Origin of the sequence: Enterobacter sp. 296B2 (genome assembly GCF_034106185.1) — a bacterium.
Taxonomy (GTDB): Bacteria; Pseudomonadota; Gammaproteobacteria; order Enterobacterales; family Enterobacteriaceae; genus Enterobacter; species Enterobacter cloacae_N.
In genome coordinates this window covers 209000-222960 of the sequence record NZ_JAWNCA010000004.1, presented here as the reverse complement: position 1 = coordinate 222960, position 13961 = coordinate 209000, and the positions used below count along the sequence as shown (strand labels likewise).

General features: G+C 55.9%; 20 protein-coding genes and 1 pseudogene. 20 read left to right on the top strand and 1 reads right to left on the bottom strand.

All coding sequences use genetic code 11. From position 1 onward, the window contains the following. Positions 1 to 115: 115 nt before the first annotated feature. Complete coding sequence (locus URZ40_RS05085) at positions 116 to 799, top strand: outer membrane protein (RefSeq protein WP_163329713.1); 684 nt, start codon at positions 116 to 118, stop codon at positions 797 to 799. A 90-nt stretch (positions 800 to 889) separates the two neighbouring features. Here URZ40_RS05085 and URZ40_RS05080 read toward each other — a convergent pair whose 3' ends face one another. Beyond that, on the bottom strand, positions 890 to 1465 hold the full coding sequence (locus URZ40_RS05080; RefSeq protein WP_320719930.1) for a phage repressor protein CI: 576 nt from the start codon (positions 1463 to 1465) through the stop codon (positions 890 to 892). A gap of 242 nt (positions 1466 to 1707) precedes the next feature. Between URZ40_RS05080 and URZ40_RS05075 the strand changes: the two genes are divergently transcribed. The 19 genes and pseudogenes from URZ40_RS05075 (at position 1708) to URZ40_RS04985 (ending at position 13909) form a co-directional block, all read left to right on the top strand. Then, a complete protein-coding gene (locus URZ40_RS05075) occupies positions 1708 to 2046 on the top strand; it encodes a DUF5347 domain-containing protein (RefSeq protein ID WP_316379893.1) in 339 nt (112 codons plus the stop codon). A gap of 68 nt (positions 2047 to 2114) precedes the next feature. Beyond that, positions 2115 to 2342 (top strand): DUF2732 family protein, encoded by a 228-nt coding sequence (locus tag URZ40_RS05070; protein ID WP_233002877.1) that lies wholly within the window; start codon positions 2115 to 2117, stop codon positions 2340 to 2342. After that, complete coding sequence (locus URZ40_RS05065; protein ID WP_233002766.1) at positions 2342 to 2563, top strand: TraR/DksA family transcriptional regulator; 222 nt, start codon at positions 2342 to 2344, stop codon at positions 2561 to 2563. Before URZ40_RS05070 ends, URZ40_RS05065 begins: the two co-directional genes overlap by 1 nt. 1 nt (position 2564) lies before the next feature. After that, positions 2565 to 4754: a replication endonuclease gene (locus URZ40_RS05060; RefSeq protein WP_320719928.1), complete on the top strand. Its 2190-nt coding sequence runs from the start codon at positions 2565 to 2567 to the stop codon at positions 4752 to 4754. A 109-nt stretch (positions 4755 to 4863) separates the two neighbouring features. Beyond that, the gene (locus URZ40_RS05055) at positions 4864 to 5304 is read left to right on the top strand and encodes a DinI-like family protein (RefSeq protein WP_320719927.1); all 441 of its coding nucleotides are present in this window, start codon (positions 4864 to 4866) and stop codon (positions 5302 to 5304) included. Positions 5305 to 5484: 180 nt separating this feature from the next. Beyond that, positions 5485 to 5688, top strand: coding sequence for a tail protein X (locus tag URZ40_RS05050; RefSeq protein WP_069732677.1), 204 nt, complete (start codon positions 5485 to 5487; stop codon positions 5686 to 5688). After that, positions 5679 to 5900 (top strand): HP1 family phage holin, encoded by a 222-nt coding sequence (locus URZ40_RS05045; protein WP_006178624.1) that lies wholly within the window; start codon positions 5679 to 5681, stop codon positions 5898 to 5900. Before URZ40_RS05050 ends, URZ40_RS05045 begins: the two co-directional genes overlap by 10 nt. Beyond that, positions 5884 to 6393: a lysozyme gene (locus tag URZ40_RS05040; protein ID WP_316379896.1), complete on the top strand. Its 510-nt coding sequence runs from the start codon at positions 5884 to 5886 to the stop codon at positions 6391 to 6393. The genes URZ40_RS05045 and URZ40_RS05040 overlap by 17 nt, the downstream gene beginning before the upstream one ends. Continuing rightward, on the top strand, positions 6390 to 6815 hold the full coding sequence (lysB, locus tag URZ40_RS05035; RefSeq protein ID WP_316379897.1) for an Rz-like lysis system protein LysB: 426 nt from the start codon (positions 6390 to 6392) through the stop codon (positions 6813 to 6815). Before URZ40_RS05040 ends, lysB begins: the two co-directional genes overlap by 4 nt. Continuing rightward, complete coding sequence (gene lysC, locus URZ40_RS05030) at positions 6703 to 6948, top strand: Rz1-like lysis system protein LysC (protein WP_233002771.1); 246 nt, start codon at positions 6703 to 6705, stop codon at positions 6946 to 6948. The genes lysB and lysC overlap by 113 nt, the downstream gene beginning before the upstream one ends. Next, positions 6911 to 7378 (top strand): phage tail protein, encoded by a 468-nt coding sequence (locus URZ40_RS05025; protein ID WP_320719925.1) that lies wholly within the window; start codon positions 6911 to 6913, stop codon positions 7376 to 7378. The genes lysC and URZ40_RS05025 overlap by 38 nt, the downstream gene beginning before the upstream one ends. Before the next feature lie 81 nt (positions 7379 to 7459). Further along, the gene (locus URZ40_RS05020; protein WP_320719924.1) at positions 7460 to 8101 is read left to right on the top strand and encodes a phage baseplate assembly protein V; all 642 of its coding nucleotides are present in this window, start codon (positions 7460 to 7462) and stop codon (positions 8099 to 8101) included. Continuing rightward, positions 8098 to 8448, top strand: a complete 351-nt coding sequence (locus URZ40_RS05015) for a GPW/gp25 family protein (protein ID WP_041908038.1) — start codon at positions 8098 to 8100, stop codon at positions 8446 to 8448. The genes URZ40_RS05020 and URZ40_RS05015 overlap by 4 nt, the downstream gene beginning before the upstream one ends. A gap of 5 nt (positions 8449 to 8453) precedes the next feature. Next, positions 8454 to 9362 carry a baseplate assembly protein gene (locus URZ40_RS05010; protein WP_136343796.1) on the top strand — a complete coding sequence of 303 codons (909 nt, stop codon included), beginning with the start codon at positions 8454 to 8456 and terminating at the stop codon, positions 9360 to 9362. Next, positions 9355 to 9885 carry a phage tail protein I gene (locus URZ40_RS05005; protein WP_233002774.1) on the top strand — a complete coding sequence of 177 codons (531 nt, stop codon included), beginning with the start codon at positions 9355 to 9357 and terminating at the stop codon, positions 9883 to 9885. The genes URZ40_RS05010 and URZ40_RS05005 overlap by 8 nt, the downstream gene beginning before the upstream one ends. An 11-nt stretch (positions 9886 to 9896) precedes the next feature. Then, a pseudogene (locus URZ40_RS05000) lies at positions 9897 to 10505 on the top strand (phage tail protein); the annotation flags it as partial. Positions 10506 to 11545: 1040 nt separating this feature from the next. Continuing rightward, on the top strand, positions 11546 to 12067 hold the full coding sequence (locus URZ40_RS04995; RefSeq protein ID WP_316379900.1) for a tail fiber assembly protein: 522 nt from the start codon (positions 11546 to 11548) through the stop codon (positions 12065 to 12067). A gap of 124 nt (positions 12068 to 12191) precedes the next feature. After that, positions 12192 to 13379 (top strand): phage tail sheath protein, encoded by a 1188-nt coding sequence (locus URZ40_RS04990; protein ID WP_320719922.1) that lies wholly within the window; start codon positions 12192 to 12194, stop codon positions 13377 to 13379. An 11-nt stretch (positions 13380 to 13390) separates the two neighbouring features. Further along, entirely contained in the window at positions 13391 to 13909 is a 519-nt protein-coding gene (locus URZ40_RS04985) for a phage major tail tube protein (RefSeq protein ID WP_233002778.1), read from the top strand. The last annotated feature ends 52 nt before the right edge of the window (positions 13910 to 13961 follow it).

Genomic DNA, 13961 nt, shown 5'->3' with positions numbered 1-13961 from the left:
TTCCTCCGAATAGTTTGCCTTTTCGGGAGTGCTTATGCTTCGTCTCACTGACATTTTTTCCTGACCTCGGCAGACGATGGTTCGCCGTGCGGAATAATTTTTCAACGGAGTGTAGATGAAGATGAAAGCTATTGTAGTCGCCCTGCCGATCGCGATGATCCCGGCTACCGTTCTGGCGGCAAATACGGAAGAAGGGTATTACGGTTCCGCAAAATATCTCCAGGTTGAACAACGTGCAAAGGAGATGGATACCAGCGCACGTCCTGGGGTAGGGCAGTTTGTGGGCGGTAAAGAGAAAGAGCACTTTGGCGGCGCGGCGATTGCTGCGGGCTATCAGTTTGGCAACGGCTGGCGTACAGAGGGTGAATATACCTTCAAACAAAAGACGGAGTACACCAGCGGCTCCAGCACATTCGCTAATAGCTTTAATCACCTGCAGACTGAAACTGAACGTCTGATGCTGAATGTCTATCGCGATTATGAATTGGGCTACGGTGTGTCTGTTTACGGTACTGCTGGGCTTGGCGTGAGTAAAATCAAAGCGGGCGGCTGGCAGGGTAACGCCGGACGTGAATATGCCTCGACAACACAAAGCAATCTGACTTATGCGTTAGGGGCGGGCGTAAGCTACATGCCGGTTGAGCGTCTGTATGTTGATCTGGGCTACCGTTATATCGATATGGGTAAGATCGAAAGTGGGTATAACAACTTTACTAACGCGCGTGGCTTAAAAGACGAACAGATGAAAGCGCATATTGTCTCTAATGAATTTACCCTTGGTATGCGTTATGTCTTTTAACCTGTTGTAAGTTTTTACTGTCTTTAAAACAGGGCCAACGCCGCGTGAATGCGGCGTTGGCTTTTTTGTTCTTGTCGCAGAACGCTTTCATCAGCTCATCTCGCTGTAGATCCCCACCACGCGGCCCACCGTTTTTATCTCGTCGATACCGCACTCAAAGGGAACTTTACCGCCCGCCACGTGGAGTTTTTTACCCGGTAGCAGCGTTAAGTCGCGGATGCTGGTGGTCCCTTCAATCTCAACCAGCCACAGGCCGTCGGTTAACGACGCCTCTTTTTCGATAAAGTGCAGCTTCCCCTCCGCCCGGACGGCAATGCCGCGAGCCAGCGGTTTGCTAAAGACAGCTGAATCGATACTCAAAATAGTATTTTCTTCCAGTCTTCCATCACTGAGTGTGAACATGGAAACTGAAACGGGGTCGCCCGAGGCGGGGTTACCTTCAAACTGCGCGCCTTGCCCGGTCATCAGCCAGCGCAGGCTGGCACCGGTGTCCAGCGCGCACTGAACCGCGAAGTCGTAAGAGACAGTACCGCGCGCGTAGCGGTTCTGAAGCGAGCTGGCGGCGATATTAAAGTGCCGGGCCAGCTGGATTTTCTGCGTGAAACCATATACCTGACAGATTCTATCGAGTAACTCTTCATTATTCACTTGAGAATCTAAGATCAAAATATATTCCTTTGGGTGTTTACTAATACTCAACTGGGTATTAATATCATTGCAAATTCGAGCAATCAGCGGCAGACGTTGGCAAACAGAGGCTAAAGATTGCAGACATTATCAAAATGGGAATTTTGCAGCATGGCTTGTGAAATCGCAATCATCAAACGGCGGAAAATGCCGGGCTATATCTGTTTTCTGCAAGGTAGCGGCTGGCCATTCGGCCTGCGCGGATTCACGCGAGAGGGTATATGGCAATAGAAGCTGCCCGAGCAAGGGTTCCGCTCAGCGTGGGGGCACGCCTCAGTGGACTTAACCACGTCGCGGAACTGCGCGCCAGATACTGGAGCGACAGCGGAAAAGAGCTGGCGCGGTTTATGGCCGAGATGCGCGACAAGCGCGATCCCTGTTTTGAAGAAAACAGCAGGGCGCTGGCCGCCATCTTTTTCCTGGCGAGATTGCCCGTCGCCCGTCATGAGTGCGATATCAGCGAGCTGACGACCGAGGAGAAAAGGGCGCTGATTATCGCCATGAACCATTTTCGCGCTGTCGTGAGTTTATTTCCTGAACGGCTGACCCTGCCGATCTAACCCAACCCGAAACCTATTGGCGTAAACCCGCCGGGCAATCTATTGCCTGAATTTAAGGAGAAAGCGTGATGCGAAACGGTGAAAACCGCCCTAATCCGATCGGAAGTGAAGAACTAAAACGCCTGCTGATGGAGGCAAAAACAGAGGAACGATGCGCGCGAGCCCTTGCGGTCTCCCTGCGCCTGGAGGCGCTGGCGAGCCATATTTTCAAAACCGGCATGAGCGGAGAAGACGTTGCCGAACTGCTGTGCCACGAGGCGGCCCGCTACGAACGTGAATCTCAGGAGCTGCACTGATGGCCGATTATATCGATCTTGCGCAGGCGCGCGAGCAGGAAGACAGAGAGCGCCACATTAACAGTGCCCGCAGACGGCCCGCATCGCCTTCGCGTTTCCTCTGCGAGGACTGCGATGCACCGATACCTGAGGCGCGTCGAAAGGCGGTGCCTGGGGTGGCCTTGTGCATCACCTGCCAGGAGATCGCGGAGATGAAAAATAAACACGTCCGGGGAGGATGAGTTGGCGACGTCATTTGCTTATCCGTGGAATGCTCCACGGTCGGCCATTGCCAGCCCTTACCTCACGCACGCCCAACAGCAGCGTCGCGATCGCCTCTTCGCGGCGCTGCATCAGGCAAGAATGGCCCTCTCACAGCAGCCTGACTGCGTGCGCTTCGAGGTCTGGCGCACGGTTGACACCCTCGAAAAGCATCGGGGCAGCCTGCAGGCCAATGCTTTCTTGATCCGCTTCTGCAAAAGAATGTTGCCCCGCCTGCGCCTGATCTCTGAACGCTATTCCTGCGCGGGCCTCCACAACACGGTCTCCAGGGCCGTGTTTGACGGCCATTTCGACACCCAGATTCTGCAATACCTTGCCTCACGGATGGTCGAGCTGGTTGCCCGCTATAACCGTCTTCCGGATATGTCCCGTGCGGATATCGACCTGCTGGCCGCTGATATCGCCAGCTTTATTCGTGGCGAGCTGGCGAATATTAACGATGCTGAGATGGGCGAATACCGGACGCTTTACGTCTGGTACCAGCGCGCCGGACTGATCGCCCGACAGTTCAACGTGTCACCTCCCCACTGGGAGCGGGTGTCGAAGACGTTTTTCAACAAAGATGACGTTGCCGCGGCGGTGATCCGCATGTTTTCCGAGGCGTGGTGGCGCGGGCGCCTGCGTCGGATCGCGGCGGCCTGGCGCGAGCATTTGCAGATTGCGCTCGGCAACGTCAGCAAAAAGAGAACAGCGTATGCGAGCAGGCGCTGCGTGACCGAGTGGCGCGAGCAGAAGCGCCGAACCCGGGAATTCCTTAAGGGCATGGAGCTTGAAGATGAAGAGGGCAACCGCATCAGCCTGATTGAAAAATATGATCGTTCAGTAGCTAACCCGGCGATACGCCGCTGTGAACTGATGACCCGCGTCCGCGGGTTTGAAAATATCTGCGGGGCGCTGGGCTATGTGGGTGAATTCTATACCTTAACCGCGCCCGCGCAGTATCACGCGACCGTGAAGTCGGGCTACCCCAACGCGAAGTGGAACGGGGCCAGCCCGGCGGATACGCAAGGCTACTTTACCCGTCTCTGGGCGCGTATCCGGGCAAAACTCCACCGGGACGGGCACCGTATTTTTGGTATCCGCGTCGCCGAACCCCATCACGACGGTACGCCCCACTGGCACATGCTGATGTTTATGCTGCCGGAAGATGTCGAATGCGTTCGCCAGATTATCGGGGATTACGCACGGCTGGAGGATGCCGTTGAGCTGCAGAGCGAAAGCGCCAGAAGGGCGCGTTTTCATGCGGAAGCGATCGATCCGCAGAAAGGCAGTGCTACGGGCTATATAGCCAAATACATCTCAAAGAATATCGACGGCTATGCGCTTGATGGCGAGACCGATAGCGAAAGCGGCGGGCTTCTGAAGGAGATGGCGTCCGCCGTTTCGGCCTGGGCGGGACGCTGGCACATTCGTCAGTTTCAGTTCATCGGCGGCGCGCCGGTAACGGTCTACCGCGAGCTGCGCCGTCTGGCGGATGCCGAGGCCGCGCGCGGCTTGAGCATTGAGTTTGCCGCCGTCCATGATGCCGCCGACGCCGGTGATTGGGCGGGTTATGTCACAGCGCAGGGCGGGCCGCTTGTCCGGCGCGACGATTTACAGGTGCGTACGTTGTATGAGCCGCGCGCCGGGTTTAACCAGTACGGCGAGGAAACCGTTCGTATTCGTGGCGTGTACGATTCCGCCGTCGGCGCGGGTAGCTCGATTATAACCCGGCACACCCAGTGGAAAATTGTGCCGAAGCGGGCCGTGGAGGTTAAGGATACGCCTGAGCCCTCTCGGAGTTCTGTCAATAACTGTACGCAGGACGATCTGTCTAAGCCCCTTAGCCGGCGTGCGAGACGGGCATTAACCGAACGCATCAAATTCATCCGCCCAGGCCCGTCGTCGCCCATAGTCTTCGCGAGCGACCCGCAGAACGGGGTACCAGAGAAGGTGATTGACGAAATACGGCTCTCAACCGGGATAGCCATCAGCCGGGGCGAGGCCCTGCATCTTATGGCGGGAGGCGTCAGCCGCTTTAACGACAAATGGTGCAGGGGCGCAGCTGACGGATCGCTATTTCCTGCGGCGTGTTCTTATCAGGAAAAGGCGCGGAAAATCCTTGAACGTATTGGGTATTTAACGGATCTGTTAACCCGGCGAGCACGCTAATCTTCATCGATATCATGCACATACCGTGAAGTGTTCTGATTTTTCGCTTCACTCTTTTTATGAATACATGCTACTGTATGTTTATACAGTATCTCGTGGTGGAGGTTGTGTGGACAGAGAGTTGAACGAGCAGGTCATGATTGAACGAGTCGAGATGATTGCTCGGCTGACGACAGAAGGAACGTGTCAGGAAAGAGATCGTGAGATTGCCCTGAATTTGATTGCCGAGATTGCGCGGGGAAATTTAATCAAGAACAACGCCTTTACCGTTGTTTTCTCGGCATCGCCTGTTCCGGAACGAGTTAAAAAAGAAAGTAACGTTCGGGTGAACATTACTCTCGATAAAGATCGGCTGGCTGGCCAGTCCGTCGCCGAAGCCTTTCAGAGCGAACTGACCCGCAGGATTGGATCCCTGTTTCCATCAACGCGGGTGACCGTGAAAATAGGCTCGGTGACGGGTGTGGAGCTCCAGGGGCTTGAAAAAGAGGCCGATCGCGAGGCGCTGGACACTATTCTCCGGGAGGTCTGGGAAGACGAGAGCTGGCGCTAGCCCCGGTTTTATTACCCGGACCGAACACCCTCATTAGATTTTTACGCTCCTATTGAACCGCGCTTCGCTTCTCGCGGACGGTCTGTTGTGTCCGCGAGCGTCCATCCGTCAGCGATAGCGAAAAGCCTGCTGGCCCGGGAAACTCTACAGTACCTTGAAACCGGATGTTGGGAGCGTCTGATGAAAATCTATGCAATGCAGGGGGACACGCTTGATGCCGTTTGCGCCCGCTTTTATGGGCGCACGGCTGGCGTCGTTGAAGCCGTTCTGGAGGCCAACTCTGGCCTCGCGGAGTCAGGGGTTATCTTGCCTCACGGCACGCCGGTAGAGATGCCGGAGGTGGATACCGCCCCCACAAAAGAATCCGTAAACCTATGGGACTGAGCCTGGAGAAAATCACCACGTTTATCGCCTACTGGCTGGCCGTGGCGCTGGCCTGGTTCGGGGCGATGTCTCCTGAAAAAGTGGCGCTGTACGTGGGAAGTCTTTGCGCCATTTTTACCGCGCTGACGAATTACTGGTTTAAGCGAAAAACCTGGCGCTATCTCAAATCTCTTGGCCTCGATAAGAAGAGCATTCGTGAACTCAATCATTAAGCGTTGCAGTATCGCCGGCGTGCTGGCCCTGGCGGTGCTGATGCCTGACTTTCGGTTACTGAAAACCTCCCCGGATGGGCTGGCGTTGATTGCCGATCTCGAAGGATGCCGCCTCTCGCCCTACAGGTGTAACGCCGGCGTATGGACGTCAGGCATTGGCCACACGGCAAACGTTGTGCCCACGCGGGACATTACGGAGCGTGAGGCCGCGGCAAACCTGGTCGCTGATGTGCTCAACGTGGAGCGGCGGCTGGCGGCGTGCGCGCCGGTAGAAATGCCGCCACGGGTCTACGACGCGCTGGTGAGCTTCACGTTTAATGTCGGCGCAGGCGCTGCCTGTCGTTCGACGCTGGTGTCGTTTATCAAGCGTAAACAGTGGTCGCAGGCGTGCGAGCAGCTTACCCGCTGGGTGTACATCAACGGCGTCAAAAATGCCGGGCTGGAAAATCGTCGCGTCCGCGAGAAGGCCTGGTGCATGAAGGGGCTGCAATGAGAGCCCTCATGCTGGCGCTGGCCGGGCTGCTGGCTATCACGCTGTGGCTTCGTCATGACAACCTGAACCTGTCTCGTTCCTTGGCCACGGCTAACCGGGTCGCCAGCGAGCAAAAAACGGCCCTCGCCACGCTTAACCAGCAGCTGTCCCTGTCACAACGGATAGCCCGATCAAACGAAAACGCCCAGGTCAGGCTCCGTGAGGCGCTTGTCACTGCGGGTGAGGAGAGCGCGAGACGGGAAGCCACTATCGGGAGATTACTTAATGAAAATGAAGCGTTACGCCGCTGGTATAGCGCTCGGCTGCCTGATGCTGTCCGCAGGTTGCACACCCGCACCGCCTGCGCCTCCGCAGCCCATTGTTTACCACGCCTGCCCGAAAGTGAGCCTCTGCCCGATGCCGGGCAGCGAACCCGCCACTAACGGCGATCTCAGCGCGGATATTCGCAGGCTTGAGTATGCCCTTATCGCCTGCGCGCTGCAGGTTGAAACCCTTAAAAACTGTCAGGATAAACTCGATGCACAAACTCAAGAGCCTGCGTCAGGCATTAATTGACGCCATCCCCCAACTGAACGCCAGCCCGGAGCGCCTGCAGATGTCGGTCGGAAACGGCCATATTGACGCCCGCCTGGCCTCCTCGCTCTCCTTTGAAAAGCACTATGAGCTGATTGCAAAGGTCAGCGGTTTCACCGGCGACAGCGAGGGATTTTTCGTTCCCCTGCTGGCCTGGCTTCGGGAGAACCAGCCGGACATTTTTACCCTTGATGAAGGCCGTAAAAACGGATGTTCCTTCACGATCGTCTTAAACGATGACGATACGATGGATATCAGCGTCAGTTTGCAATTAACCGAGCGCATGCTTGTTGCACAGGAGCAGGGCGCTCTGCACGCGACGTATTCCCCCGAACCGCCGCTGCCGGAGCCCGTCACGCGTCCGACGTCGTTGTACATCAACGGTGAGCTGGTCAGCCAGTGGGAGGCTTAATTTCCCCCGCGCCGTGTTGTTTCATCCCGCATAAAACCCCGTCTCGTTGCTGCCGTTCCTCCTGAACGGCATTCTCTTCTCATGAATACATTAACTTCCATGAACGGTATCGCTCGCGCGATCCGCAATCTGATTCGTATCGGTGTTGTGACCGAGGTTGACCTCAACAGAGGGCTTTGTCGTGTCCAGACCGGCGGGATGAAAACTACCTGGCTGAACTGGCTAACCTGTCGTGCAGGACGTTCGCGCGTCTGGTGGGCGCCTTCCGAGGGCGAGCAGGTGCTGCTGCTGGCCATCGGAGGCGAGCTTGATACCGCCTTTGTGCTGCCTGGCATTTTCTCGGACGACCATCCGGCGCCGTCCGGGTCGCCTGATGCGTTCCACGTCTCGTTTCCTGACGGCGCGGTGATCGAGTACGAACCCGAACGCGGGGCGCTGACGGTTACAGGCATTAAAACGGCCGACATTACCGCCTCGGAATCGCTGACCGCCACCGTGCCGGAGGTGCGGGTGACGTCAACTTCCCGCATCACGCTGGATACGCCTGAAGTGGTGTGTACCAACAAGTTAATTACCGCCTCTCTTGAAGTGCAGCAGGGCGGTGTGATAACCGGAAATATTGAGCATTCCGGCGGTAAATTCACCTCCAACGGGGTGCAGGTGGACAACCACGCGCACGGCAGCGTGCAAAGCGGCGGAAGCTGGACTAAGGGGACACAATGACGGTGCGATACAGGGGAATGAACAGGCAGACCGGGCTGAGCATTTCAGAGGCTGAACACATCCGGCAGAGCGTGCGCGACATTCTGGTCACGCCGATTGGCTCGCGGGTTATGCGCCGGGACTACGGCTCGCTGCTGGCGGCGATGATCGACAGGCCGCAGAGCCCGGCGCTGCGCCTGCAAATCATGTCCGCATGCTATTCCGCCATCCAGAAATGGGAGCCGCGGATAAGCCTGACGGCCATCACTTTCGAGCGTTCGGAGAACGACGGGACGTTGTATGTCGATATCACCGGCACGCGCCCGACCTCCGGACAATCCTTTTCTATCACCATTTCACTGAGTTAAACGCTATGGCTATTGTTGATCTGAGCCAGCTCGCCGCGCCTGATGTCGTGGAGGAGGTGGATTATGAAACGCTGTTGGCAGAACGAAAGGCCACCTTTGTCTCGCTCTATCCCGAAGAGGAGCGAGAGGCGATTGCGCGGACGCTGACGCTGGAGTCAGAGCCGATTGTGAAGCTCCTGCAGGAGAATGCCTACCGGGAAGTCATGTGGCGTCAGCGGGTTAACGAGGCCGCGCGTGCGGTCATGTTGGCCTATGCAGCGGGCAGCGATCTGGACCAGATTGGGGCAAACGCTAACCTTGCGCGTCTGGTGATCGCCCCTGCCGACGACACCACGTTCCCACCCACGCCGGCTGTGATGGAGTCCGATACCGATTTTCGTCTGCGCATCCAGCAGGCGCCGGAAGGGCTGAGCGTGGCCGGTTCGACGGGCGCGTACCAGTTCCATGGCCGCAGTGCCGATGGCCGGGTAGCGGACATCTCCGTCATCAGCCCGCAGCCGGCGAACGTCACGATCTCCGTGCTCTCCCGGGAGAATAACGGCATAGCGTCTGAAGAGCTGATCGCTATTGTTCGTAATGCCCTCAACGATGAAGACGTCAGGCCCGTTGCCGACCGCGTTACCGTCCAGTCGGCCAAAATCGTTGACTACAGCATTGAAGCATCGCTTTTCCTTTTTCCCGGCCCTGAAAGCGAGCCGGTACTCAACGCGGCAAGAGCCCGGTTACAGGCCTATATCACGGCTCAGCATCGGCTTGGACGCGATATTCGCAAGTCCGCCATTTACGCCGCTCTTCACGTAGAAGGGGTGCAGCGGGTGGAACTGACCGCACCCGCAGCTGACATCGTGCTTGATGAAACCCAGGCCTCATGGTGCAGCCACTACAGCGTAACCGTGGGAGGCAACGATGAGTAACACCCGTCTTTTACCGGTTGGCTCATCGCCGCTTGAGGTGGCGGCAGCGCGCGCCTGTGCGGACATCGAAAATACGCCCGTTCCGCTGCGTCATCTCTGGAGCGCGGACACCTGCCCGGCGAATCTGCTGCCCTGGCTGGCGTGGGCGTTTTCGGTTGACCGCTGGGACGAGAGCTGGCCGGAAGCCACTAAGCGGGACGTGATCCGCGCGGCGTGGTTTATCCATGCCCACAAAGGGACGATTGGCGCCGTGCGTCGCGTGGTGGAGCCGCTTGGCTATTTGATCAACGTCACCGAGTGGTGGGAAACCAACGATCCGCCCGGCACCTTCCGCCTTGATATTGGCGTGCTGGACACCGGTATCACCGAGGAAATGTATTACGAAATGGAGAGGCTGATTGCTGATGCAAAGCCTGCCAGCCGCCACCTTATTGGCCTGAATATCATCCAGGACATTCCGGGTTATCTCTATACCGGCGCCCTGAGCTATGACGGCGACATCATTACGGTTTATCCCGGATAAGTGAGAGCACAATGACAGTGAAATATAAAACGGTTATCACCAAAGCCGGTGCCGAAAAACTGGCTGCAGCGACCGTCCCGAACGGTAAGAAAGTGAATTTTACGGCGATGGCGGTGGGTGACGGTGGTGGCATGTTGCCGGTGCCTGATGCCGGGCAGACGAAGCTGGTTAATGAAGTCTGGCGCCATGCGCTGAATAAAATCAGCCAGGACAATAAAAAGCGTAACTATGTGATTGCGGAGCTTCTTATTCCTCCCGAAGCGGGCGGTTTCTGGATGCGTGAAATGGGTCTCTATGATGACACGGGGACACTCATCGCAGTCGGGAACATGGCGGAAAGTTATAAGCCGTTGTTAGATGAGGGATCTGGGCGTGCGCAGACTGTGAGAATGGTGATCATGGTCAGTGATATCGCCTCGGTCGAGCTCGCGATAGATACGTCTACAGTAATGGCGACCCAGGAGTATATTGATGAAAAGCTTGAAGAGCATGAGCAGTCTCGTCGCCATCCTGATGCCACGCTTAAGGAAAAAGGGTTTACTCAGCTAAGCAGTGTGACCGACAGTGAGTCTGAGTCGCTTGCGGCTACACCTAAGGCTGTGAAGACCGTCAATGATGACGTGACAAAGCTCAAAAACAGCTTGGGTACTGCCGCAGGTAAAAATGTTCAGGAAAGCCGCGACGACATCACACCGGGGCGCGTGCTGGTTAACGGTGGTGCGCTGGCGTTGAGAACGGTAGCCGCCAGAGCGGGTACGGCAATTGCCGATGCAAGCGCCCTCCCGGCTAACTCAGTGAGCTTCTGTTATGCCGATGCAGCATATTCACCGGGTTATGAGGCGACGATTCTTGATGTGGGCGGCCTTGGAGGCGATGGCTATCGTGTGCAGTATGCTGCGTCCTATGGCGACGGCGGAAAGCGGCTGAAATTCCGCACCTTAAATGCGGATAATGGCTATTGGGGGAGCTGGACGAACGTTATCACAAACTACGGCGGAAGCGTTGAGTATTTAAACAATGCATGTTATTACGCGACAAAGCCTGAATACTGGCAAGGCGGCGGGGCGTTTGCAAATCAATATATTGATGCCTCGGCTCCATTTTTTGTTCCTGGTTATACTACTCCTAAAGATATTTCGATGTATCTACCAATTGTAAAAGGAACATCTGCGACGAGTGGATATGGATTTGGTGCGTCAGTTAGTTTTGGAATATTACGTTCAGGAAGTGGTGATTTTGGTTCCGCTGTTATTCAAATTTTGGGTGATAGCGGAGCCGGGGCAATATATTCATTTAATGCTAATGGGAATTTAAATGTTCCCGGCCAGATTGGGACAGGGGGGAATATTGTCGCTGGTCAGGGGTTGTTTGAGTCAGGCGGTTTGGTCAGGGTTTATTCCAGTAATAATCCACCGCCCCAGCAGGATTTGAGCCCTTATGCACGACAGGACTGGACGCTGCAATACTTTGTCCGGGATGTTGCCATGGGTGCGGAGGGGGCATTTACGATTGTAAAAAATGCCTGGCAGCGTGTGCCTCCTGGATGTGCTATGACAGGCTACAACTTTGAAGGTGATAACCCTGGCGGCGATACGATTTTTTACCGCCCAATTCAGAAATATATGTCTAATATCGGATGGATTACTGTAGGTCATACAGCATGATTACACTTAAAAATTTCGTTCAGTATGAACCAGAATTTAAAGATTTCTTGTTTAATGCTATATTTCTTCAGTCAGATGAGGGGCTTGACTGGTATTACCATATGTCACGCTTTCAGGCCGACACCTTAAAGATTTGCTACGACAAAAATAACATTATTCGCTCTTTCAGTAATCAGGTTGATCGCCTCTTTCCTCTTGGTATGTCAGTTTCCGAAGTTGATCCAACAGACGTGCCAGAAGGGCTGAATATACACGGTGAGTGGGTATGGAATGGCACTAAAATTATTCCACGCCAGCTCACCAATGAGGAGTTAATTCAACAGGCGCAAACAAGAAAAACTGAATTGCTTGCTGATGCTTCCGAGGCTATCGCTCCCCTCCAGGATGCCTTCGAGCTCGGCATTGCAACAGACGAGGAAGCTGCCAGGTTGTTACTCTGGAAGCGCTATCGGGTGATGCTAAACCGGCTGGATCTCAGCGTTTCACCAGAGATTGAATGGCCCGAACGCCCCGCCTGACCCCAAACCCTCCATCAGGAGGGTTTTTCGTTTGTTGTGCAATCCTTTCCCCAACCCCAATACGTCGCATCAATTGCGCGCTCCGCAGACAATAGCCTCACCACTAAACGAAGGAGTTAACCGGATGGGCGACTATCACCACGGCGTGGAAGTTATCGAAATCAACGATGGCACCCGCACCATTTCCACCGTCTCGACGGCAATCATCGGCATGGTCTGTACGGCCAGCGATGCTGACGAACAGACATTCCCTCTTAACGAGCCTGTGCTCATTACCAACGTGCAAAGCGCGATTGCGAAAGCCGGCAAGGCGGGGACGCTGTTCGCTTCTCTGCAGGCGATCGCCGACCAGTGTAAACCGGTTGTCGTGGTTGTTCGCGTGGCTGAAGGCACTGCAGAGACCCCGGAAGAGGCACACAAACAGACCATTTCCAACATCATCGGTACCACCGATGAAAATGGTAAATACACCGGTCTGAAGGCGCTTCTTACGGCGAAAACGGTGACCGGCGTTAAGCCACGCATTCTCGGCGTACCGGGGCTGGACTCTCAGGAAGTGGCAACCGCGCTGGCCGCCACGTGCCAGAGCCTGCGCGCGTTCGGCTATGTCAGCGCATGGGGTTGTAAAACCATTTCTGAGACGATCAACTACCGCAAAAACTTCAGCCAGCGCGAGCTGATGGTTATCCACCCTGATTTTCTGGCGTGGGATACCACCACGAACGCGACGACAACGGCCTGGGCGACCGCCCGTGCGCTTGGCCTGCGCGCCAAAATCGACCAGACAATGGGCTGGCATAAAACCCTGTCAAACGTTGGCGTTAACGGCGTCACTGGCGTAAGCGCTTCTGTCTCCTGGGATCTGCAGGAACAGGCCACAGACGCGAACCTGCTCAACCAGGCGGGCGTCACCACGCTGATTCGCAATGACGGCTTCAAATTCTGGGGTAACCGCACCTGCTCAGACGATCCGTTATTCGTCTTTGAAAACTACACCCGTACCGCGCAGGTGCTGGCCGATACCATGGCAGAAGCGCATGCGTGGGCGATGGATAAACCCATCACGCCAACGCTTATCCGCGACATCGTCTCCGGTATTAATGCCAAGTTCCGCGAGCTGAAAACCAACGGTTATATCGTCGACGGCTCCTGCTGGTATGACCCTGAGTCGAACGACGCATCAACCCTGAAAGCGGGGAAACTGTATATCGATTACGACTACACCCCTGTCCCGCCGCTGGAAAATCTGACCCTGCGCCAGCGCATCACCGATACCTATCTGGCAGACCTGTCAGATTCGGTTAATAGCTAAGGAGCTGAAGCATGGCGTTACCACGCAAACTGAAATATCTGAATATGTTCAACGATGGCCTGAGCTACATGGGCGTTGTTGAGTCTGTCACCTTACCGAAGCTTACCCGCAAGCTGGAGAAGTATCGCGGTGGCGGTATGCCTGGCTCGGTCTCTGTCGACCTCGGCCTGGACGATGATGCCCTGGCGCTGGAGTGGACCGTTGGCGGGCTGCCGGACGCCGCGCTGTGGGCGCAGTATGCCTCTCCGGGCGCGGACAGCGTGCCGCTGCGCTTTACCGGCTCTTATCAGCGCGATGACACCGGCGAAATCTCCGCCGTCGAAATCGTCATGCGTGGCCGTCATAAAGAGTTTGATGGCGGTGAAAACAAGCAGGGCGAGAGCGGCACCACCAAAATGTCCACCGAGTGCGCCTACTACCAGCTGACCATTGATGGCAAAGAGATCATTGAAATCGACATCATCAACATGGTGCTGAAAGTCGACGGCGTCGATCGCCTGGCAGAACACCGTAGGGCCATCGGCCTGTAACCCTTTAACCGGCCGGGATCGCCGGCCGGTAAGTTAACTTTCTGAAGAGTAA

Coding starts and splice junctions, on each gene's coding strand:
- URZ40_RS05085 (WP_163329713.1), top strand. CDS start 116: ATGAAGATGAAAGCTATTGTAGTCGCCCTGCCGATCGCGATGATCCCG.
- URZ40_RS05075 (WP_316379893.1), top strand. CDS start 1,708: ATGGCAATAGAAGCTGCCCGAGCAAGGGTTCCGCTCAGCGTGGGGGCA.
- URZ40_RS05070 (WP_233002877.1), top strand. CDS start 2,115: ATGCGAAACGGTGAAAACCGCCCTAATCCGATCGGAAGTGAAGAACTA.
- URZ40_RS05065 (WP_233002766.1), top strand. CDS start 2,342: ATGGCCGATTATATCGATCTTGCGCAGGCGCGCGAGCAGGAAGACAGA.
- URZ40_RS05050 (WP_069732677.1), top strand. CDS start 5,485: ATGAAAATCTATGCAATGCAGGGGGACACGCTTGATGCCGTTTGCGCC.
- URZ40_RS05045 (WP_006178624.1), top strand. CDS start 5,679: ATGGGACTGAGCCTGGAGAAAATCACCACGTTTATCGCCTACTGGCTG.
- lysB (WP_316379897.1), top strand. CDS start 6,390: ATGAGAGCCCTCATGCTGGCGCTGGCCGGGCTGCTGGCTATCACGCTG.
- lysC (WP_233002771.1), top strand. CDS start 6,703: ATGCTGTCCGCAGGTTGCACACCCGCACCGCCTGCGCCTCCGCAGCCC.
- URZ40_RS05025 (WP_320719925.1), top strand. CDS start 6,911: ATGCACAAACTCAAGAGCCTGCGTCAGGCATTAATTGACGCCATCCCC.
- URZ40_RS05020 (WP_320719924.1), top strand. CDS start 7,460: ATGAATACATTAACTTCCATGAACGGTATCGCTCGCGCGATCCGCAAT.
- URZ40_RS05015 (WP_041908038.1), top strand. CDS start 8,098: ATGACGGTGCGATACAGGGGAATGAACAGGCAGACCGGGCTGAGCATT.
- URZ40_RS05010 (WP_136343796.1), top strand. CDS start 8,454: ATGGCTATTGTTGATCTGAGCCAGCTCGCCGCGCCTGATGTCGTGGAG.
- URZ40_RS05005 (WP_233002774.1), top strand. CDS start 9,355: ATGAGTAACACCCGTCTTTTACCGGTTGGCTCATCGCCGCTTGAGGTG.
- URZ40_RS04995 (WP_316379900.1), top strand. CDS start 11,546: ATGATTACACTTAAAAATTTCGTTCAGTATGAACCAGAATTTAAAGAT.
- URZ40_RS04990 (WP_320719922.1), top strand. CDS start 12,192: ATGGGCGACTATCACCACGGCGTGGAAGTTATCGAAATCAACGATGGC.
- URZ40_RS04985 (WP_233002778.1), top strand. CDS start 13,391: ATGGCGTTACCACGCAAACTGAAATATCTGAATATGTTCAACGATGGC.